Annotated in this window: 24 protein-coding genes; 3 read left to right on the forward strand and 21 right to left on the reverse strand. The window is 29.7% G+C overall.

Annotated features, from left to right (window positions below; translation table 11 throughout):
- Positions 1–34: 34 nt before the first annotated feature.
- The 16 genes from BN899_RS07235 to BN899_RS20455 form a co-directional block, all read right to left on the reverse strand.
- Positions 35–1504, reverse strand: coding sequence for an acetaldehyde dehydrogenase (acetylating) (locus tag BN899_RS07235; RefSeq protein ID WP_052356718.1), 1470 nt, complete (start codon positions 1502–1504; stop codon positions 35–37).
- Between the two features lie 2 nt (positions 1505–1506).
- Complete coding sequence (locus BN899_RS20145) at positions 1507–2112, reverse strand: BMC domain-containing protein (RefSeq protein WP_052356719.1); 606 nt, start codon at positions 2110–2112, stop codon at positions 1507–1509.
- Between the two features lie 9 nt (positions 2113–2121).
- The gene (gene eutL, locus BN899_RS07245) at positions 2122–2775 is read right to left on the reverse strand and encodes an ethanolamine utilization microcompartment protein EutL (protein WP_042274181.1); all 654 of its coding nucleotides are present in this window, start codon (positions 2773–2775) and stop codon (positions 2122–2124) included.
- Between the two features lie 23 nt (positions 2776–2798).
- Positions 2799–3680 carry an ethanolamine ammonia-lyase subunit EutC gene (gene eutC / locus BN899_RS07250; protein WP_042274182.1) on the reverse strand — a complete coding sequence of 294 codons (882 nt, stop codon included), beginning with the start codon at positions 3678–3680 and terminating at the stop codon, positions 2799–2801.
- Positions 3681–3692: 12 nt separating this feature from the next.
- A complete protein-coding gene (locus BN899_RS07255; RefSeq protein WP_042274184.1) occupies positions 3693–5057 on the reverse strand; it encodes an ethanolamine ammonia-lyase subunit EutB in 1365 nt (454 codons plus the stop codon).
- Positions 5058–5074: 17 nt separating this feature from the next.
- Positions 5075–6508, reverse strand: a complete 1434-nt coding sequence (gene eutA, locus BN899_RS07260; protein WP_042274185.1) for an ethanolamine ammonia-lyase reactivating factor EutA — start codon at positions 6506–6508, stop codon at positions 5075–5077.
- Between the two features lie 157 nt (positions 6509–6665).
- Complete coding sequence (locus BN899_RS07265) at positions 6666–7661, reverse strand: sensor histidine kinase (RefSeq protein WP_242824116.1); 996 nt, start codon at positions 7659–7661, stop codon at positions 6666–6668.
- A complete protein-coding gene (locus tag BN899_RS07270) occupies positions 7651–8226 on the reverse strand; it encodes an ANTAR domain-containing response regulator (protein WP_042274189.1) in 576 nt (191 codons plus the stop codon). Before BN899_RS07270 ends, BN899_RS07265 begins: the two co-directional genes overlap by 11 nt.
- Before the next feature lie 96 nt (positions 8227–8322).
- Positions 8323–8757 carry a EutP/PduV family microcompartment system protein gene (locus BN899_RS07275; protein WP_042274190.1) on the reverse strand — a complete coding sequence of 145 codons (435 nt, stop codon included), beginning with the start codon at positions 8755–8757 and terminating at the stop codon, positions 8323–8325.
- 2 nt (positions 8758–8759) lie between these two features.
- Positions 8760–9110: an ethanolamine utilization microcompartment protein EutS gene (eutS, locus tag BN899_RS07280; RefSeq protein WP_042274214.1), complete on the reverse strand. Its 351-nt coding sequence runs from the start codon at positions 9108–9110 to the stop codon at positions 8760–8762.
- A 235-nt stretch (positions 9111–9345) separates the two neighbouring features.
- Positions 9346–10371 carry a 1-propanol dehydrogenase PduQ gene (locus BN899_RS07285; RefSeq protein WP_334291366.1) on the reverse strand — a complete coding sequence of 342 codons (1026 nt, stop codon included), beginning with the start codon at positions 10369–10371 and terminating at the stop codon, positions 9346–9348.
- Positions 10372–10769: 398 nt separating this feature from the next.
- Positions 10770–11576, reverse strand: coding sequence for a DUF362 domain-containing protein (locus tag BN899_RS07290; RefSeq protein WP_242824117.1), 807 nt, complete (start codon positions 11574–11576; stop codon positions 10770–10772).
- Between the two features lie 133 nt (positions 11577–11709).
- Positions 11710–11895, reverse strand: coding sequence for a hypothetical protein (locus tag BN899_RS07295; protein ID WP_042274193.1), 186 nt, complete (start codon positions 11893–11895; stop codon positions 11710–11712).
- 159 nt (positions 11896–12054) lie between these two features.
- The gene (locus tag BN899_RS07300) at positions 12055–12612 is read right to left on the reverse strand and encodes an FtsZ/tubulin family protein (protein WP_242824118.1); all 558 of its coding nucleotides are present in this window, start codon (positions 12610–12612) and stop codon (positions 12055–12057) included.
- A 206-nt stretch (positions 12613–12818) separates the two neighbouring features.
- On the reverse strand, positions 12819–12965 hold the full coding sequence (locus tag BN899_RS20450; protein ID WP_330362490.1) for a hypothetical protein: 147 nt from the start codon (positions 12963–12965) through the stop codon (positions 12819–12821).
- 47 nt (positions 12966–13012) lie between these two features.
- Positions 13013–13318, reverse strand: coding sequence for a QueT transporter family protein (locus tag BN899_RS20455; RefSeq protein WP_330362491.1), 306 nt, complete (start codon positions 13316–13318; stop codon positions 13013–13015).
- Positions 13319–13602: 284 nt separating this feature from the next.
- Here BN899_RS20455 and BN899_RS07310 point away from each other — a divergent pair, with 284 nt between their 5' ends.
- Positions 13603–13950, forward strand: coding sequence for a hypothetical protein (locus BN899_RS07310; protein ID WP_042274195.1), 348 nt, complete (start codon positions 13603–13605; stop codon positions 13948–13950).
- 104 nt (positions 13951–14054) lie between these two features.
- The gene (locus tag BN899_RS07315; RefSeq protein ID WP_042274196.1) at positions 14055–14438 is read left to right on the forward strand and encodes a Fur family transcriptional regulator; all 384 of its coding nucleotides are present in this window, start codon (positions 14055–14057) and stop codon (positions 14436–14438) included.
- 43 nt (positions 14439–14481) lie between these two features.
- Here the strand turns inward: BN899_RS07315 and BN899_RS07320 are convergent, their stop codons facing one another.
- Positions 14482–14691 (reverse strand): hypothetical protein, encoded by a 210-nt coding sequence (locus BN899_RS07320; RefSeq protein ID WP_042274198.1) that lies wholly within the window; start codon positions 14689–14691, stop codon positions 14482–14484.
- Between the two features lie 168 nt (positions 14692–14859).
- On the opposite strand from BN899_RS07320, the gene BN899_RS07325 reads away from it, so the two are divergent.
- Complete coding sequence (locus BN899_RS07325; RefSeq protein WP_042274199.1) at positions 14860–16272, forward strand: MATE family efflux transporter; 1413 nt, start codon at positions 14860–14862, stop codon at positions 16270–16272.
- Positions 16273–16328: 56 nt separating this feature from the next.
- Here BN899_RS07325 and BN899_RS07330 read toward each other — a convergent pair whose 3' ends face one another.
- From BN899_RS07330 to BN899_RS20465, 4 genes are read right to left on the reverse strand one after another with little or no spacing between them, the layout of a single operon-like run.
- On the reverse strand, positions 16329–18596 hold the full coding sequence (locus tag BN899_RS07330; protein ID WP_042274201.1) for a xanthine dehydrogenase family protein molybdopterin-binding subunit: 2268 nt from the start codon (positions 18594–18596) through the stop codon (positions 16329–16331).
- Between the two features lies 1 nt (position 18597).
- Positions 18598–19047 (reverse strand): (2Fe-2S)-binding protein, encoded by a 450-nt coding sequence (locus BN899_RS07335; protein WP_042274203.1) that lies wholly within the window; start codon positions 19045–19047, stop codon positions 18598–18600.
- The gene (locus BN899_RS20460) at positions 19048–19554 is read right to left on the reverse strand and encodes an FAD binding domain-containing protein (RefSeq protein ID WP_330362494.1); all 507 of its coding nucleotides are present in this window, start codon (positions 19552–19554) and stop codon (positions 19048–19050) included.
- On the reverse strand, positions 19535–19837 hold the full coding sequence (locus BN899_RS20465) for an FAD binding domain-containing protein (protein ID WP_330362492.1): 303 nt from the start codon (positions 19835–19837) through the stop codon (positions 19535–19537). The genes BN899_RS20460 and BN899_RS20465 overlap by 20 nt, the downstream gene beginning before the upstream one ends.
- Between the last annotated feature and the right edge of the window lie 143 nt (positions 19838–19980).

Below are 19980 nucleotides of genomic sequence, written 5' to 3' on the forward strand. Positions count from 1 at the left end.
AATTTATTTTAATTTTTTGTTTAAACAGTTTTAACTATCTTAATTCTTGTATAATTCTTTTAACTAACATATCTATTAATTCTTCTTTACCACTTAAATCTATATTTAAGTTTGAAGTTTGTGCTTTACTTCCTCTTAATTCTTCTACTTCTTTAACTCCATAAGCAACTTTTTTAATGTTTATTAAATCAAGTGGCCCTATATTATTTGATGTTGAACTTCCACCTATTGCTCCACAACCTAATGTTAAAGCTGGTATCATATTAGTTGAACCACCTATTCCTCCAAGTGCTGAAGGAGTATTTACAAGTACTCTTGATACTGGCATGTGTAATGCAAATGTTTTTACTAATTCTTCATTATTTGCATGCATTGAGAAAGTATGTCCTGCACCTTCATTTAGTAATATTTCTCTACATCTAGTCATTACAGCGTCTATATTTTCTTCAACATAGAAAGCTAATATCGGTGTAAGTTTTTCTCTTGAGTAAGCTACATCATGACCTACTTTAGTTTCTCTAGCTACTAGTACTCTAGCTGAACTTGGAACGTTTGTTAAATCAGCTAACTTGCATATAGTATCTACGCTTTTACCAACTATTTGTGGGTTCATAGTACCATTAGCTCTCATTATGAATTTTGATAATTTTTTGCTTTCTTCTTCATTTAGAAGATAAGCTCCTTGTGATTTTAATTCATTTACAACAGCAGTTTCCATAGATTTTTCTACTACTATAGATTGTTCTGATGCACATATAGTTCCATTATCAAAAGTTTTAGAATCTAATATTCTTTTAACTGCTAAAGCTACATCAGCAGTTTTATCTATGAAAGCTGGTCCATTTCCAGGCCCAACTCCTATAGCTGGAGTTCCTGAAGAGTAGGCAGCTTTAACCATTGCTTCTCCACCCGTTGCTAGTATTAATGAAGTATCTTTGTGCTTCATTAACTCATTAGTTCCTTGAATACTAGGTGTAGTTATACATCCTATAGCTTCAGCTGGGCAACCTTCTTTAATTGCTGCTTTTCTTATTATGTCTACAGTTTCAAGTATACATTTCTTCGCATTTGGATGTGGTGAGAAAACTATAGCGTTTCCAGCTTTTAAAGATATCATTGCTTTATATATTACAGTTGATGTTGGGTTTGTTGATGGTATAAGACCTGCCACAACTCCAACTGGTGTTGCTATTTCTATTATTTTATTTTCTTTATCTTCACCGATTATTCCAACAGTCTTTGTATCTTTTAGGTTTTCATAAACCATTTTAGATGCGAAAACATTTTTTACTATTTTATCTTCCCACTTACCAAATCCAGTTTCTTCATTTGCCATTTTAGCTAATTTTTCAGCATTTTCATATCCTGCATCAGCTATAGCCTTTACTATTTTATCTATTTGTTCTTGACTCATAGATTGAAGTTTTTGTTGTGCAATTTTAGCACTTTTTACAAGAGTTCTAACCTCTTGTATAGATACTAAATCTTTATCTAGAAGTGTCATTTTTACTCATCCTCTCTATAAAACTTATCAACTAAAGATATTAATTCTTCTTTCTTTAAAGCATTTAATTCTTTATAAGTCATCTTTGATCCTAATGACTTTGCTAAGTTTTTAAGTTCCTTAACGCTAAGTTTTGATAAATTAGGTCTTACCCTTTTATCACTATCAGCTTCAGGTATCTCTTTTTTAACCTCTATAGTTTCTTTAATTTCTTCTATTTTTTCTATATTTTCATTCTTTGAAGTTTCTACTTTTTCGTTATTTTCTATTTGAACATCTTTTTCGATAGATTGTTCTTGAACTTCTACTTGAGTATTTTCTTCAAAGACTGGTTCTTCTTTTTTGAATATAGTTTCATATACATCATTGTGTAGTCTTGGTATAACATGAGTTGCTCTTAGAGTACCTATTCTCTCTACAGCATATGCCGCTGCTTCAACAGCTGATTTTACTGCTCCAACATCTCCGGTTACTTCAATTGTTACAATTCCTTGTCCAACTTTTTGTATACCAACAACTTCTACACTTGCAGATTTTAAACAAACATCTAAACCTTCTATGGCAGCAACATAACCAATTGTTTCAACTAATCCTAAAGCATTAATCATTTATTAACCTTAAAATCCTGTTGGATTATCTGCTACAGCTTTAACCGCTTCTGCAAAAGCATCACATGCTGCCTTACAAGCTGATTGAGAACCTGTAAGTAATGCTCCTCCAAAGTTTGTTTCAGTAGGAGGTTCAAATAATTCACACATCTCTACATCTGCTGCTTTAAGTGCTGCATCTAAAGCATACATTGCTTCAAGTGGTGGTGCTACTAAGTAAGCTAATGCTTCACCTTCTCTTATTCCAGCTACTTTAGAAAGATATGTTCCTGTTCTTGATACACAATGTGCATAGTATGCTATTGAGTCATCATCATTAGCACTTATGAAAGTTGATCCATATTCCATGAAATCTAAAACTGCATTTAATCCACTTCTTACCTCTGCTGGGCTTGGTCCTGCTATTATACCTAAAACTTCACCGGCAAGTTTAGTTGAAGCATTTGCAGCTCCAGCATACATTGACTTAGCATAAACTACATCTACCTCAGCAGCTTTTGTAGCTTCATCAAGTGCAGTGTATGTTACATCATCACAATCAGCTGTTATTAAACCTAAACTTTTGTGATGTGGTTGTAAATCTAATTTTTTAGCCATTTCTGGACTTATATTTGAAATTATCTTAACTCCTAATACATTAGGGCGTATTGCATCATTTTTCATCTTTTAATTTCCTCCTATGTGAATTATTTAAGATCTATACCTGAAGCTTTTTTCTCTAACATAGTTTTTATTAAATCAGCTATATGTGCTCCAGCTTCAACTGCTGTAGTTCCACCTTTGTGTATGTTTGATATAACTGTTCTTTTAGCTTCTGCCATTCCTATAAATGGTTTGTATGCAATGTATGCTGACATTGACTCTGCAGTTACAAGACCTGGTCTTTCTCCAACTAACATACATATAACTTCACTTTTTAATTCTTCACCTAAGTGGTCCATAGCCCCAACTCTACAATGTTTAACAAATAATATTTCACTAGAATCTATTCCATACATTTTTAAACCTTGCTTTATAGATGGTACTATATCTTTTAAGTTGGCTTCTATTGCTGCTGAACTTAATCCATCACCAGCCATTAATAATACCTTTTGGTTAGTACCAAATTTAGCTTTTATTTTATCTATAGTTTCTTTTGAGAATCTTCTTCCAAGGTCTGGTCTTGTTAAGTACTCATCTTTGTGAGCACATAAAGTTTCTACCTCAAATAAGTTATTTTCTTTTATAAATTCTTCAGATACATATGAGAAAACTGAATCTTGTGCTGCTGCATGGTCTGCTCTTACTCTTAAAGCTGTAGCTGTTTTATATCTAGCTCCACATCTTCCTGTTCCAAGTCTTGCAGGAGTTTTAGCTTTCATATCTAAGTAAGCTTCTCTATCCTTTGGGTTTTCAACTAATAATTGCTTTTTTATATCTACTTCTGTTATATCATCTATAAAAGCGTTTTTATCAACCATAGTTTCACTAACTTTGTTTGCAACCTCTTTTATAGCGTCTGTATCAACTTGACCAACCATTTGGCCAACTAATTGTTCTACTAATGCTTTTAAATCCTTTTCATTCATAACTTAGACCTCCTATCCTAATAATATAGATGCATCTCCAGCTTTTTCTATTAATTTTCCATCTTTACTGAATTCCATCTTTTCTAGCCATTCATCAAACTCTTTTATTGCAGTTAATCCAAACATTTCTCTAAGTGATGCTGTTTCATGATATCCTGTTGTTTGGTAGTTAAGCATTACATCATCTCCATGAGGTATTCCCATAAAGTATGTGCATCCTGCTGCAGTTAATAAAATAGCTAAGTTTTCTATATCATTTTGATCTGCCTTCATGTGATTTGTATAACAAGCATCAACACCCATTGGTAATCCGCTTAATTTACCCATAAAGTGGTCTTCAAGACCAGCTCTCATAACTTCCTTTGCATCGTATAAGTATTCAGGTCCTATAAATCCAACAACTGTATTAACTAAGAATGGACTAAAACGTTTTGCAAATCCATAACATCTAGCTTCCATAGTAACCTGGTCTATTCCGTGATGTGCTTCTGATGAAAGTTCTGAACCTTGACCAGTTTCAAAATACATTACGTTTGGTCCTGTACAAGTTCCTTGCTTTAATACTAATTGTCTAGCTTCTTCAATAGTTGCTGCATTAAATCCGAAAGCTTCGTTTCCTTTTTCAGAACCCGCTATAGATTGGAATATAAGGTCTGTTGGAGCACCTTTTCTTACAGCTTCCATTTGAGTTGTAACGTGTGCAAGTACACATATTTGAGTTGGTATATCAAATTTCTTTTTAACTTCATCAAATCTCTTAAGTACTTTTGTTACACTCTCAACTGAATCATCAACTGGGTTTAATCCAAGTACAGCATCTCCTATACCGTAAGTTAAACCTTCTAAAAGTGACGCTAGTATTCCATCTGGATCATCTGTTGGATGGTTTGGTTGAAGTCTTGCAGATAAAGTTCCTGGCTCTCCTATTGTTGTATTACAATGAGCTTTTACTACTATCTTTTTAGCAGCATAAACTAAGTCCATATTTGACATTAATTTTGCAACTGCTGCTATCATTTCAGAAGTTAAACCTCTTGAAATTCTTGCTATATCAGCACTTGTAGTATTAGAATCTAATAACCACTCTCTTAAGTCTGATACTGTCCAGTCTTTTATTTCTTCATATATTTTTTCATTTAAATCATCTAATATTATTCTTGTTACCTCATCTATTTCGTAAGGAACTGCTGGGTTATTTTTTATATCCTCTAACTTTATGTTAGATAAAACAACTTTAGCTGCTACTCTTTCCTCTGAAGAGTTTGCTGCAACACCTGCTAACTTATCTCCTGACTTTTCTTCATTAGCCTTGGCCATTACATCATATAATCCATTAAACTGATAAGTATGTCCAAATAATTTTGTTTGTAAAATCATCTGCTTTCCTCCTTTTATTAATTAAAAACCAGTGTTTTTATTACTACTGGTAATACTTGTCCATCTGCTATTGGCTTACCAATATCTATGTAGTCTCCATTTTCGACTTTAACACTATCAAGACATATTACATGCTTTTTAAAGTCTAATTTCGAATACATACTTTGTCCTAAAACTTTAGCCATATCCTTTTCTACAATAACTATAAAAGGTAAATCATTTTCTATAAGTTCTTTCATTCCATTGACTAAGCCCTCTGCATAAGTTTGTATATCTAAAAAGCTTGGATTAGATTTTCCTTCAATTCCAATCACAACCTTTTGAAGATCATTTTCTAATTTAAACCAGTTAAGTTTATTTTTTATAGCTTCACTTATATGCTTGCTATCTCCAGCTTCATCATCTTTTGATAACTTTAAAACTGGTAGGTTTTTAAGTGGAAAGGCTTCACTAGTGTAAGTTATTGTACTTCCACTTACCTCTGTTGTATGAGAACCTGCTCCTACAACTGTAGCTCTTATAGTTTCCATTGATCTTACAATTTCAAGTTTTTTAAACTCTTCGCAATTTTTAATTGCTTGACCAAGTAAAACTCCGACATCACCATATTTAAAGTAGTCATCAATTTCTCCATCATAGTAAACATAATCAGCAACTCCACCAGAGAAAGATATACACTTTATAGGTTCATCTAATTTGATATTTTTGTTTGTTACTATATAATCAAATAATTCACTTTGGTTTCTTAAACCAACACTTTCAAGTAATAAATTAATCATAATATCAACTATTGGACTAATATTTTCTAGAGTAGCTATACTTCCAACGCTTAGATTAAAATTATTGTCTTTTATAATCCTTTCAATCTTTGATGATATATAAGTTATTTTTCTAGTACTCTTATCTATTTTTATAAGCCTTCCACCTATATCTAGGCATCCAGTATCACAAACTTCACCTCTTTTAAAAAGTGCTAAATTTGTTGTACCTCCTCCTATATCTAGGTTTACAACAGTTGTTGAATGTTCCTTTGAGTAAATATGAGCTCCAGCACCTTTTCCAGAAATTATACTTTCTAAATCAGGTCCAGCTGTGGCTACTACAAAATCTCCTGCAAAACCACTTAAACTATGAAGTACATCGTTTGCATTTTCCTTTCTTGCAGTTTCACCAGTTATAATAACTGCACCAGTTTGAATATCATCTTTGTTGATATTAGCTTTCTTATACTCAAGTTCTACTATTTCTTTTATCTTTTCTCTATTAATTTCGGTATTTGAAATCAATGGAGTAAAATAAACTTCACTTTTGTAAATCATTTCTTTATCAACAATACTTATTCTAGGTACTGAAAAACTTGATGCCATATTCTCAACTATTAATTTTGAAAATATAAGCTGTGTAGTACTTGTTCCAATATCAATACCAACACTCAATAACTCTTCTCTCATTTATTTCACCTCCATACTCAAAGTATGTCTTAAACAAGCAAAGAGGCTTAAAGCTATAATAAATATAAGTATAAATTTACCTAATTTATTAATAACCTTAAGCCCCTTTGCTCAATTAATACTACTACTTTGTAGATTTAGTTATTAGTTTTATATATTAATTTGTAGATGGTATTTTTATTGAAATTTTTGTTCCTTTTTCATTTGAATCTCTTTCGATACTGCCTTTTAATACTTGTTTTATATAGCTATCAATTATATAGGTTCCTAAGCTTTCTTCATTTACATATTTTTCTTGAAACCCTATGCCATCATCAATAACAACTATATTTTTATAATCATATTCTTTATTTACTAATATTTTTATATTCCCACGTTCTCTTCCTTCAAAAGCATGGTCATAACAGTTTTGTATAACTTCATTCATAACTAATAATAACGCAGTTGCCTTTTCTCCATTTATTTTAAAATCTTCTCCTTCTATGCAAATGTTTATCTCTTTATTATCGCAATAGCCACCTTGGATATTACTTACTAATAGATTCATTGCACTTAGTATAGAGATATTATTATTAACTTCCTTTGATAATAAATGGTGTGTTGATAATATTGCAAACACTCTATTTGTTATATTATCTAAACAGTTTTTAACTTCTTCATTATTAGATATTCTACTTTGCTTTCTAAGCAGCGATATTATAGTTTGAAGATTATTTTTAACTCTATGATGAGCTTCTCTCACTGCTACTGATTTAAGAACAAGTTCTTCTTCTACTATTAATACTGCTATAACTTTATCATTTAAATTTATCGGTTGTATAGTTTGACTTACAACCTTACATTCTTGTGTTAGAGCTTTTATATCCCTAGTTGTAATACCTGTATTTAATGTTTTTATTACTCCTGGTTCATTTTCATCTAAAGCTCTTTTACCTATAACGATTTCTTTATACAGAGATTTATTTTTAGGCTTAGCATGAGATACAACAAAAGCTTCATTTTTATCTTTACTTAATACATCTATAAAAACATCACTGTTATATAAGTTTGCCATTAAGTCTAAAGATTTTGAAACTTCTATAATTTTTTCAATTTCACATTCACTTAAATGTGTATATTCTCTACATATATCTCTTATCATTTTATTCATCATATCCAATGATAATCATTTTAGCTATTTCAACCATGGTTGTCCTTTTATCCATGCTAAGTTTTCTTATCCTATTATAAGCCTCATCTTCTATTATATTAAACTCTTTTATAAGTATACCTTTTGCTCTTTCAATTATCTTTCTTTCAGTTAGCTTAGAGTTGATTTTTTCTAAGTCTTTTTTCATTTTTTCAAATTCATCTACTTTTGATAAACACATTTCTATAGTAGGTATTAATATCTTTTCACTGGCTGGTTTTACTAGATATCCAAAAGCCCCAATGTTTTTAGCCTTTTGTATATAGTCTTTGTCCTCAAAAGAAGTTAGTAAAAGTATTCCACCTGCTAAATTTTCTTTAGATATTATTTTACCTGCTTTTATACCGTCTAAAATTGGCATGTCTATATCCATAATTACTAAATCAGGATTATACTTTTTGCACATTTCAACAGCTTCAAATCCATCACAAGCTTCTCCTATTATGTTGTATCCGCTATCTTCTAATGTATCTTTTATGTCCATTCTTATAAGTGGTTCATCATCAACTAACAGTATTTTCTTCTCCATAACATTTCCCTCGCTTAAAATATATTTGTAAATACTTAAAAGTATTTACAAATATATTATTTAATTGTATAACATATCTAAAAATTATGTTTACTATTAAAGTTCACTTAAATATTCAAGTAGTTCATCTAGCCCTATATTTTCTATAGTATCTACTTTAAATATTTTACTAGCTCCAGCTAATTCTAATCTTTCTTGAGCTAAATTTATTTGTTCTTCACTATTAGCCTTACTAATTTTAGTTATAACTCCAATCACCTCTTTACAAAAGATACTGGAAAAACCTGGTGCTATATAGTTTTCTTCTTGTGTACAATCATATACTATTGCTATAACTTTTGCATCTACTGATGTAGTTATTAAAGCATTGTATAGTGATCTGTTTTCCATATACTCTCCTGGAGTATCTATTGCATTGTTATAAAGTTCTACTGATTGAGTTTTCTTATATTTAATTTCTAGTTGATCTAATTTTTGACATAAAGTAGTTTTACCACTCCCTGTCTTTCCCATAAAAATTATATTTTTCATTATTATGTCCTCGTTATTTTAGTGGATGTAAAGTTTAACATATCTCCTAAAACTTGTAGCACTTCATCAAGTGCGGATTCTACAGAACTTACATCTCCTGTAACAACTAAAGATCCACTAAATCTGTCTATAAAACCTAATGATACGCCTGATGCCTTTGTTGCAACATCTGCTGCTATTATTGATGCTTCACTCGGCGTTATTGTTAAAATACCAATTGCATCCTTCTTATCAATAACAAGTCCTAATTTCTTATATATATCTTCATTAGGATTAGCTATAATATGAGCAAGCGTAACTTGTTTACCTGGAACATATTCTTGAATGACTCTTTGTTTAGTATCTTCTGCCAATTTATACCCTGCTTTCTTTAATAACTTTTTATAACTAAATAGAGGCTCCCAAAAGACATATAAATACATATCTTCAAGAAGCCTCATTGCTTTCAAATAAGTTATCACGCCTTTGTGATACTTTTATTATAATTTTTTGTCTTATATTTGTCAATATATAATTACAATTTTATAAAAACATTTTCCTTTATTGAATGTATTTGACGATTTTAGAATGTTTTTGACACTTATTGCATTATTTTATTTTATTTAATATATCTATTATATCTTTTTCTGTTACTTGTTTTGGATTTGTAATAGTACATGCATCTTTTACTGCTAAAGTAGCTATATCATCTTCAACACTACTTACATCTGATGTATTTATATTACATTGGCTTAGATTTTGTGGCATATTCATTTCTTTTTGCATTTTATTTATTTCATTGATTAAACTTTTTACACCTATTCTTATATTAGAGTTATTTAATCCTAATAAATTAGCTATTTGAGCATACTTTTGAGCAGTCTCAGAGTACTTAGTATTACTATATCCTTCTATTCCTGCATTAAATTCTATTACATGTGGTAATAATATTGAATTTGTTCTGCCATGAGGCACATGAAGCTTCCCTCCTATTGCATGTGCTATAGAATGATTTATACCAAGTGATGCTTGATTAAATGCAAGCCCCGCTAAGCACGATGCATTATGCATTTTTTCTCTAGCACATAAATCACTTCCATCTTTATATGCTTTAGTTAAATATTCAAACACAAGCTTTATAGCCTTTTCAGCAAGTGCATCTGAAAAATCATTTGCATCTGTTGATACATACGCCTCAATTGCATGAGTAAGAACATCCATACCTGTATCTGCTGTTATAAAGTTAGGTACTGTTTTTACTAATTCAGGGTCTAATATAGCTATGTTTGGAATAAGTTCATCTGATACTAATGGATACTTAGCCCCTTTTTGTTTATCTGTTATTACAGAAAAAGATGTTACTTCAGAACCCGTACCGCTTGTTGTTGGAATAGCTATAAATTCTACGTTAGATACTTTTAATATTCTTTTAGAGAAGTCCATTATAGCTTTTGAAGCATCTATAGCAGACCCTCCTCCTAAAGCTATAATAACATCTGGCATTACTCTATTAAATACTTCTACTCCACTTACAATAGTTTCTATTGGTGGATCTGGAACTATATCACTAAAAACTTCATATGAAGAGTTTACAAGATGTACTAGTATTTTATCTATTGCATTTGACTTAACCATAAATGGATCTGTTATTACTAATATTTTTTCCCTTTTATTTCTTCAAGATATTTTAATGAATCTTGCCCAAATTTTATTTTTGTCTTAACTTCAAAATTATACATTTTTATCTCTCCCTTTTATTAGTATTTATTTATAAGTTTTAAAATTAATAAACAAAAAGCTCCATAGACATAAGTCTATGGAGCTTCTTTGCTCTTTCAACACTACTTTGTGTTAATATTTTTAATATACTATTTACGTAAAATATTGTCAATATGCTATTTATTTTTATTCTCCATGTATATCTTTTATTTTATCTTTATCAAGCATAACATTTTTACTTCCGTATGCTGCTTTACTAAACATTTTTTCTGCTTCTTGCAAATCCATACCTTTTATAATCATATTTTCTGGCTTTACTTCTCCAAGTTTATCCTTATATAAACCATATATATATAGCAAACGGCTTGTGGTAAAAATCCTAATAGCCTAGAACCTATTGCATCTGCTGCTAATGGATCTGTTGATGCTATTATAAGTCCTGGTGTATCTACAGCCATTCCATTAGAAGGACCTGTTCCAATCATAGCTTTATCACAACTTACTATTGCTAGATCAATTGGTATTTTATTCATTATAGATCTTATAAATCCATGTAAATCTTCATGTATTCCTGTTTGTTTTTTAGGATAACCATGAATTTCAGCTGGTGGCCAACCCATAGCTATATTTTTTAAACTTGCAGTTACTGTTGCTTCTTCATGTTGTTTTAGCTGAGTAAATGAAATTATAACATCAGCCTCATTTATTACTTTATTTATAGGTGTTGATTTTATTATGTCATGATTTAAATCTAGGTCAACGTAAGGACCATAATTTAAATCTATAAATTCTACTTCCTCTTCTTTTATTACTTTATCATAACCTACTTTTTCCATTACATCTGTAGTTTTACATCCTCCTGAACCTGTTGCTATGTATATTTTTGAAGGATTTTTTTCTTTTATATATTGTATTAATGTTTTTAATGTCTTAGGTCCAACTGTTGCCGCTGATTTGGGACCATTGTCATTAACCCAGTTAGGAGTTATTACTACTTTATCTCCTTCATTTATTATTTTATCTATTGGTAGTAAGTCTAGTGCTTTTTTTAAAGAGTTACTTTCTGTCATTGCTTCTGTTATCGCTACTATTGGTTCTTGTACTTTTCTATTCCTTATCATAAGTTTCTCCTTATTAATAATTTATATATTAAATTATTAGCATGTAACTTTATAATATTCTTAAATTTAAAATTTAGTATATAAAATTATTTTTAACTCAAATAAAAAGCCGTAATTAAATTACGGCTTTTTATTATTTTTCATCATATGGAGGAGCTTCTTTAAAAAATGGAACTGATGATTGCTTTTGTATTTTTTTAGAAACTCTTTCTCCATCAGCTATTTCTTTAGCTATTTCTAAAGGTGTATTTGCATGGTTAACTAAATCTCTTAAAGATGTATTTTCATCTGTACATCTTTTAGTAGTATTCTTTTGCATATAATCATCCTTTCATACTTTTTATATTATAATCTCACAAAATACGACTTCTTATTCTTTATATTAGTCTTATTTTATAAAAAATTTTAAATAAATATAATTTTTTAATAAATAAAAAAGAGATACATTAAATAAGTTTAATGTATCTCTTTTTATTATTTAGTTGTATATTAAGCCAGCCTTTATTTTTCCTTCTAAATTATCTTTTAAATTCATTGAGAATATTGATTCATAAGTATCTTCACAAGAGTCTTGTATTGAAGTTAATAAATCATTTAAACTAATCATATCTTCTGGTTTAAAATCATTTGAACCCATTTCTAAAAGTATAATGCCCTTTTTACCTGTAAGTTCCTCTCCACTTTGATTCATATTATCAAATAAATTTTTAACTATTTCTTCATGAGATTTAGTATTTTCAAACTCATTATATGAGTATTTTATTCCTTTATCTGATGCTAAAACTTCTTTAAGATCTGTTAAATCTATATTTATCATGCACGTATCTAATATAGAATCAAGCATCATATTTATTAAGCATAGTAAGTTATCTATATTTTCATCACATATATTAATTTCTCTGTCTATATTAAATTCATCTTTATTTATTTTATCTGATGAATTTAATCCAATAGATAATACTCTTCTTTCACCAGCCATATATCCAATAGCTTTTACTATCTCACATGCTTTTTTATTTTCAATTGAATAAGTCAAAAATAATACGTCTACTCCATCTAAAAGAGTTCTTACATATTCTTTGTCTACATCTTGATTTATATTTATTTTTCTAAATCAATATTTTTATTTAATTTATTAGTTATAGAATCTAAAGTATTTATACCTTCTTGACCTATTCCTATTATTTTAGCGCTTTGTGCTTCTTTCATAATTTCTCCTTAACGATTAACTATTAAATTTTGTTATAATAAATCCTTTAATCTTTTTCCATATTTTCTCTCTATCATATTAAATAAAGGAACACCTATTATAGTTATTACCACAAATTGTCCAAATCCTACTTGTAACATAGAAAGAATTAATGGGAATCCAAGGAATTTATTCAACATTATACCTATTATTATAGCATTTACTATAGTTGGCCACAATGATGCTATTAATAAATGCCCTTTTTATTTTTCATAGTTTTCCCTGTTAAATAAACTAAATACGTACTTATAAATGTTGCTAGTGTTCCAAATATTATGTCAGGTACCCCGTATGGACCTATTACATTAGCTAAAAAGCATCCAACAGTCAATGCTAATATATACTCTTTCCCAAGTAAAGGTAATAAAACCATTACTTCTGCTATCCTAAATTGTATAGGTCCATAACTTATACCACTTAACGCTAATGTAGTTACTGCGTATAGTGCAGCTACTAGTCCTAAAGTTGTTAATTTCTTTGTATTTTGTCTCATTTTAAATCTCCTACTAAGTCATTTTTTAGCCTAATTTACTAGCAAAAAAATAAAACCGTAGTGTGTATCTACGGTTTTTTTGTACAATAATTATCACATTGCATAAATGTTTTTTCACCGTAGTTTTATTTATAGACAGGAGGCTTACGAACTGTCTTATTAAGTTTACTAAGATAGTATATACCATAGTATTTATAAATTCAAACTATTTTTTTAATTTATAGGAACATATTTAAGGTATTATTCATATTGTAAAATATTACTACATAACCAGTGGAGGTATTATGCCTAAAATTAAGAGTATACATAGAAACTATGATATAGAAAAATGCTGTAATGGATTGGCTAATCAGTATTTAGTATTAGTAACTATATTTGCAGCTATAATTTCACAAGAAATTGAAAATGATGAAGATTTAGGTATATTAGGCTCTTTTTTAGTTTCTCTAGGTGAAGAATTAGCCTTATCTTCTGAAATACGGATAGCGTGTAAAGAGAAATTAGAAAATGAAAATTCATCTGAACAAATAGTAGAAGATGTATTTGATAGATGTAGTACCAGCTCTAAGAAAAAAGTAAAAAAAGTAAAGAGAAAGTATGTAAAAAGAAAGAATAAACCAACAAATAATTAAGTGCTTCAAAATAAAAAGTTTAAATTATTAATATATTTATGTTTAAAAATCTATGATATGTGGTATATTTTTAAATATAACAATTATATAGCGTAGGTGATATCATGAAATTTTCAAAACAAAGGGAATTAATTTTAAATACTGTATTAGAAAACCGAGTACATCCTACTGCTGACTTTATTTACACATATCTAAAAAAAGATAATCCTAACTTAAGTCTAGGAACTGTTTATAGAAATTTAGCTCAATTAGTAGAACATGGATTTATAAGAAAAGTTAGCATACCTGGATATCCAGATAAATTTGATGGAAACCTTGATAGTCATTATCACCTTATATGTGAAAAATGTGGTGAAATTTACGATTTAGATTCAAAAGTTTTAGATAATCTAAATATTACGCTATCAAATGAGCTCGGAGTTGATGTAACATCATCAAATATAACACTTAAAGGTATTTGTAATAACTGCAAAAAAATTAAAGCTTAATCATATAAAAATAGGAACTTGTACAAGTTCCTATTTTTTGTTTTTACTCTTCTCTTGCAGTTTTTTGGTCATTATGATGGTTATGTCTAGTAACCATCGTTTTAGTACTATATTTTGGCTCACCTTGAGAAGCTATTTTTGCATTAACTTCTGTATTATTTGCACCATTAATTCCTAATTCTTTTGCAAACTCTAATTTAGTTTTTTGATAGTCTTCCATTTTTCTTGTACTTGGTCTTTTTCTATGAGTCACAATGTCACATCCTTTTTGGTTTTATTTCTTTTTTATTATTTCACTTTTTTGATTTTAAAATTCTTATATTTTTATATAGATTTTTCAAAATATTTAGATATCAATAACTAAGTGTAGTATAATTTTAATGTATAATTAATTTAAATAATAATAAATTGGGGGAATTAGATGAAAGATTTGACTACCGGTGATGAGGGAAAATCCATATTTTTATTCACAATGCCAATGCTAATTGGTAGTTTATTTCAACAATTGTATAACACAGCTGATAGTATAATTGTTGGGCAATTTATTGGAAAAGATGCTATGGCTGCAGTATCTGGTGCTAATCCTATAATGTTTTTACTTACATCTCTACTTTTAGGAATAAGCCTTGGTTTTTCTATATTAATATCTCAATATTATGGCTCTAAAGATATTAAAAATGTTAAAGCTACTATTGACACTACATACGTTTTCGTATTCATAACGTCTATTATAATAACTATAATTGGTATTACATGTTCTGGTATTTTATTGAAATTTATGAATACACCTGATGCAGTATATGAACAGTCTAGATTATACTTAATAGTAATATTTTCAGGAACATTATTTTCAGCTGGCTATAACTCAGTTAGTGCAATATTAAGAGGGCTTGGAGATTCAACTACTCCACTTTACTTTTTAATAATATCTACTATTTTAAATATTTTGTTAGATATATTATTTATTATTAAATTTAACATGGGTGTTGAAGGAGTAGCACTTGCTACAATAATAGCTCAAGGTGTATCTTTTATAATTAGTGTTATTTATCTTAATAAAAAGCATAAGGTACTAAAGTTTAGAATTAAAGGAATAATTTATAGCCATAGCATATTTAAAACCGGATTAAAGCTAGGAATACCTAGTGGTATTCAACAAATGCTATTCTCATTTGGAAATATAGCTCTACAGTCTTTAGTTAACGGTTATGGTACTTCTGCTATGGCAGCTTTTGGAGCAAGTTCTAGAGTTGAAACATTTATTTCTTTGCCTATTATGAATCTAGGTGCTGCCATTTCTACATTCGTTGCACAAAATATGGGTGCTGGCGAAATGACAAGGGTAAAAAATGGTGTACGCTCATCCTTAAAAATGTCTTTAGGAATATCAATATTTGTAATTATTATATTTGTAATATTTAAAGAAGATTTAATATCTTTATTTAACTCTGATGCTGATGTAGTATCTATCGGTTCTTCTTATTTAATGATTACTGGACCATTCTTTGTATTTATATGTGTATCATTTATACTTTCAAGCGCTATCAAGGGTGCTGGTGATTCTATGTTTGCAATGATAAGTTCTATAATATCTCTATGGCTTGCTAGAATACCTGCAGCTTACTTATTTTCTAAAATATTTGGTGTAAATGGTATTTGGATGGGTATTCCTGTTGGATGGATTATTGGTTTTATAATAACTGTAATTTATTATAAAAAAGGTAAATGGAAGTCCAAGGCTATAGTAAATCATAAAATATGCACAACTGACGAATTTGATGGTAATAACTTCACTACGCCTGAAATTGCTAGCACTAATTACGAATCAGAATAAAAATCATATATCTCCTTAAAAAAGCTACCGAATAAACATTCAGTAGCTTTTTACTTTTATATATTATTCATTTTCATAAATATTTTTTCTGGTGTTATAGGAAGTTTATTTACTCTAATTCCCACCGCATTGTATATTGCGTCTTGTATTGCTGGTGCTGGAGTATTTACAACAACTTCTCCTACTGACTTAGCACCAAATGGTCCTGTTGGTTCATGAGTTTCTACAAAATCAACTCTTATTTTACCAACATCAGATCTAGCAGGTATTTTATATTGCATAAATGTATTTGTATCCATTTGTCCATTTTCTGTATATCTAACTTCTTCAAATAAAGCAAGTCCTATTCCTTGAACTATTCCACCTTCTGTTTGTATAGTCGCTAAGTTTTTATTTATAACAGTACCACAGTCAACTACTGCTACATAATCTATAATCTCAACTTTTCCAGTTTCTTTATCTGTTTCAGTTTCAACAAACCCTGCTATAAATGGCGGAGGTGAAACTGGACTACCATGAGATGCAAACCCTATTAATTGACTTTTATTAGGTCCAACTGTAAAATCTGTAGCAATATCAAATACAGATATACTCTTATCTTGACAGACAACTTTATCTCCATCAAATTCAACGAATTCTTTTTCTACTTCAAGTTTTTCTGATCCTACTGTAATTATCTTATCCCTTAGTTGTTGGCATGCTTTAACTACTGCCATACCAGTTACATAAGTCGTAGATGATGCGTATGAACCTGGATCATAGGGAACTATATCAGTATCTGCTGACACTACAGTTATTTTATCCATAGGAACTTCAAGTATATCACATGCCATTTGTGCAAGTATTGTATCACTTCCAGTTCCCATATCAGTAGATCCTACATATAATGTGTAGTTTCCATCATCATTTAATTTTACTTCAACTGATGAAGTATCAATATTTGCTATACCAGATCCTTGCATAGTAAGTGCCATACCAACACTTCTTACTTTTCCATTTCCTAAGTCTTTAGATGGATATTTTTCATCCCATCCTATCATTTCTTTTCCTTTTTTAATGCATGCTTCTAAGTCAACCGAGTTTATTACCTTATTATAAGCAAAAGCAGTTTCACCTTCTTTTACTATGTTCTTAAGTCTTAGTTCAGTCGGATCAATTTTTAATTTGTTAGCTAACATATTTATTGTTGATTCAACCGCAAAACATCCTTGTGTGGCTCCATATCCTCTAAATGCCCCCGCTGGCATTTTATTAGTATAAACTACGTGACCTTTAAATCTTGATGCTTCTAATTTATTGTATAAAGGCATAGTTTTTTCTCCAACTAGCCCAAATGTTGTTGAAGCATGTTCTCCATATGCACCAGTATCAGATAATGCATCTATATCGATAACTTTTATCATACCTTCTTTTGTAGCTCCTATTTTTACATTTAATTTCATAGCATGTCTACTATTTGAACAGTTAAAGGTTTCATGTCTATCATATATTAATTTAGCTGGCTTTTTAGTTTTTAATGTTACAAGTGCACTGAATATTTCTACACATGCAGTTTGCTTGCCACCAAAACCTCCACCTATTCTTGGCTTTATAACTCTTATTTTGCTAGATGGCATATTTAACGCTCTCGATAAATGTCTCCTTACATGGAAAGGTATTTGAGTTGAACTAACTACTACTAATCTTCCCATATGATCTAAATAATTATATGCTCTATATGTTTCCATCATAGCTTGTGCTTGTGCTTGCGTATAGTAAGTTTCTTCAACTACTATATCACAAGATTTCATTACTTCTTCTATATTACCTTTTTCATATTTATGAGTTGATACTATATTTCTTTCTCTTTGCATTCCTATATCAAAATTGCAATGACGATTTTCTTCATGTACTACAACTTTATTATCTATAGCAGTTTCAAAATCTATAACTGCATCTAACACTTCATATTCTACTTTTATCATTTTAAGAGCTTTATTTGCTGTTTTTTCATCTACTGCGGCAACTATTGCTACTTCATCCCCTACATATCTGACTCTATCTTCAAGTATTAATCTATCATATGGAGATGGTTCTGGATATGATTGACCTGCTAGTGTAAATCTAGTATCTGGAACATCTTTATATGTTAATACACATTCTACTCCTGGAACTAATAATGCTCTTTTTGTATCTATATTTTTTATCTTTGCATTAGCATAAGGACTTCTAAGTACTTTTACTATTAAAGCATCCTTAGATGATAAATCATCAGTATAAACTGGTTTTCCAGTTGCTATCGCTAGACCATCAGTTTTTGGTACACTTTTTCCTACTAAACTCATATTACTTTACCCCCAGATAAGTTTTGATTGCTCTTAGCTGCCCCATATATCCTGTACATCTACATAAATTTCCAGTTAAATAGTGTATTATATCTTCTTCTGTTGGATTTTCTAATTCTTGTTTCATAGCAAGAACAGTCATTATAAATCCTGGTGAACAGAACCCACATTGTTCTGCACCTTCACTTACTAATATCTTAGCAAATTCTTCAGCTTCTTTTTCTAATCCTTCTATAGTTACTATTTCTTTATTTAAAGCTCTAACTGTCAAAGTGGCACAAGATAGAGTTGGCTTTTTATCTATCCATATAGAACAAAGTCCACAACATCCTGTATCACATCCTCTTTTAACACTTAAATTTCCTACTTTTCTAAGTGTATCTACAAGGTATTCATCACACTCTATATCAACTTTTCTTACTTTTCCATTTACTTTAAGTTCTACTAACACTTAGATTACCTCCATTATTGCTCTTTTTATAAGTACCTTAGCCATAGCGTATCTATATTCTTTAGATGCTCTCATATTAGATCCAAAACTTAACTCATCTACTGCCATTTGACATGCCTTATCTATATTTTCTTCAGTTAATGTATTAGATGATAAAAATTTACTAGCACCACTTGCAACCACTGCTCTTTGTGGTCTAGCTCCTACACATATTTTAAATGTATCATTTAACTTTGAAACTGATACGTTTATTAATGGATAATCACTCTTAGCGTTTCTTAAAGATTTATAAGAACTTTTTTTATTATTTTTCTTTATATAAACTTTAGTTAATAAGTCTTTTTCATACTCTCTATTTAAAAACTCTTCTAAAGACATTCTTCCACCATTATACAATTCTACCTCTGTATCTAAAGAAAGTAGTGCTACTATTAAATCAGAAAAACCATATTTAGAAAATACAGTCCCTCCTACTGTTACTACGTTTCTAAATTGAACGCCTATTATATCTGCTACAGATTTTTTTTATTATTTCCCCAAAGTTATTTTTTATTGTAGAGCTTGTTTCTAAGCTTCTAAAAGTTGTCATAGATCCAATTTCTACATATTCTTCATCTTCCCTTATATAATCTAATCCTAGGTTAGATAGTTCTATACCCGTACCTATTCTTTTTTTTCCCATTCTTAAAAATCCACTACCACCTATTAATTGATTATTCTTTCTCTTAGTTAGTAATGAGTATGCTTCTTCTACTGTAGTTGGCTGTGCAATATCTATAAGCGTAAACATACTTTCCTCCCTTAATGTATTTATTTTAAACACATATAATTATATCATATTTTGTATTATTTCCTAGATAAAATACGAATATCAACTAACATTTTGTTTTTTTTTACATTTTACGTACGTATTTCCATTATAGTTTAAAAGAT

Source organism: Faecalimicrobium dakarense (assembly GCF_000499525.1).
Lineage (GTDB): Bacteria > Bacillota > Clostridia > Peptostreptococcales > Peptostreptococcaceae > Faecalimicrobium > Faecalimicrobium dakarense.

Excerpts from the sequence above, each read along its gene's own strand:
- BN899_RS20465 (WP_330362492.1), bottom strand. The coding sequence starts at position 19,837 with ATGTTTACGCTTATAGATATTGCACAGCCAACTACAGTAGAAGAAGCA.
- BN899_RS07310 (WP_042274195.1), top strand. The coding sequence starts at position 13,603 with ATGCCTAAAATTAAGAGTATACATAGAAACTATGATATAGAAAAATGC.
- BN899_RS07235 (WP_052356718.1), bottom strand. The coding sequence starts at position 1,504 with ATGACACTTCTAGATAAAGATTTAGTATCTATACAAGAGGTTAGAACT.
- BN899_RS07325 (WP_042274199.1), top strand. The coding sequence starts at position 14,860 with ATGAAAGATTTGACTACCGGTGATGAGGGAAAATCCATATTTTTATTC.
- BN899_RS07285 (WP_334291366.1), bottom strand. The coding sequence starts at position 10,371 with ATGGTTAAGTCAAATGCAATAGATAAAATACTAGTACATCTTGTAAAC.
- BN899_RS20145 (WP_052356719.1), bottom strand. The coding sequence starts at position 2,112 with ATGATTAATGCTTTAGGATTAGTTGAAACAATTGGTTATGTTGCTGCC.
- eutA (WP_042274185.1), bottom strand. The coding sequence starts at position 6,508 with ATGAGAGAAGAGTTATTGAGTGTTGGTATTGATATTGGAACAAGTACT.
- BN899_RS07255 (WP_042274184.1), bottom strand. The coding sequence starts at position 5,057 with ATGATTTTACAAACAAAATTATTTGGACATACTTATCAGTTTAATGGA.
- BN899_RS07295 (WP_042274193.1), bottom strand. The coding sequence starts at position 11,895 with ATGCAAAAGAATACTACTAAAAGATGTACAGATGAAAATACATCTTTA.
- BN899_RS20455 (WP_330362491.1), bottom strand. The coding sequence starts at position 13,318 with ATGAGACAAAATACAAAGAAATTAACAACTTTAGGACTAGTAGCTGCA.
- BN899_RS07265 (WP_242824116.1), bottom strand. The coding sequence starts at position 7,661 with ATGATGAATAAAATGATAAGAGATATATGTAGAGAATATACACATTTA.
- eutC (WP_042274182.1), bottom strand. The coding sequence starts at position 3,680 with ATGAATGAAAAGGATTTAAAAGCATTAGTAGAACAATTAGTTGGCCAA.
- BN899_RS07330 (WP_042274201.1), bottom strand. The coding sequence starts at position 18,596 with ATGAGTTTAGTAGGAAAAAGTGTACCAAAAACTGATGGTCTAGCGATA.
- BN899_RS07270 (WP_042274189.1), bottom strand. The coding sequence starts at position 8,226 with ATGGAGAAGAAAATACTGTTAGTTGATGATGAACCACTTATAAGAATG.
- BN899_RS07275 (WP_042274190.1), bottom strand. The coding sequence starts at position 8,757 with ATGAAAAATATAATTTTTATGGGAAAGACAGGGAGTGGTAAAACTACT.
- BN899_RS07315 (WP_042274196.1), top strand. The coding sequence starts at position 14,055 with ATGAAATTTTCAAAACAAAGGGAATTAATTTTAAATACTGTATTAGAA.
- BN899_RS20450 (WP_330362490.1), bottom strand. The coding sequence starts at position 12,965 with ATGTTGAATAAATTCCTTGGATTCCCATTAATTCTTTCTATGTTACAA.
- BN899_RS07290 (WP_242824117.1), bottom strand. The coding sequence starts at position 11,576 with ATGATAAGGAATAGAAAAGTACAAGAACCAATAGTAGCGATAACAGAA.
- eutL (WP_042274181.1), bottom strand. The coding sequence starts at position 2,775 with ATGAAAAATGATGCAATACGCCCTAATGTATTAGGAGTTAAGATAATT.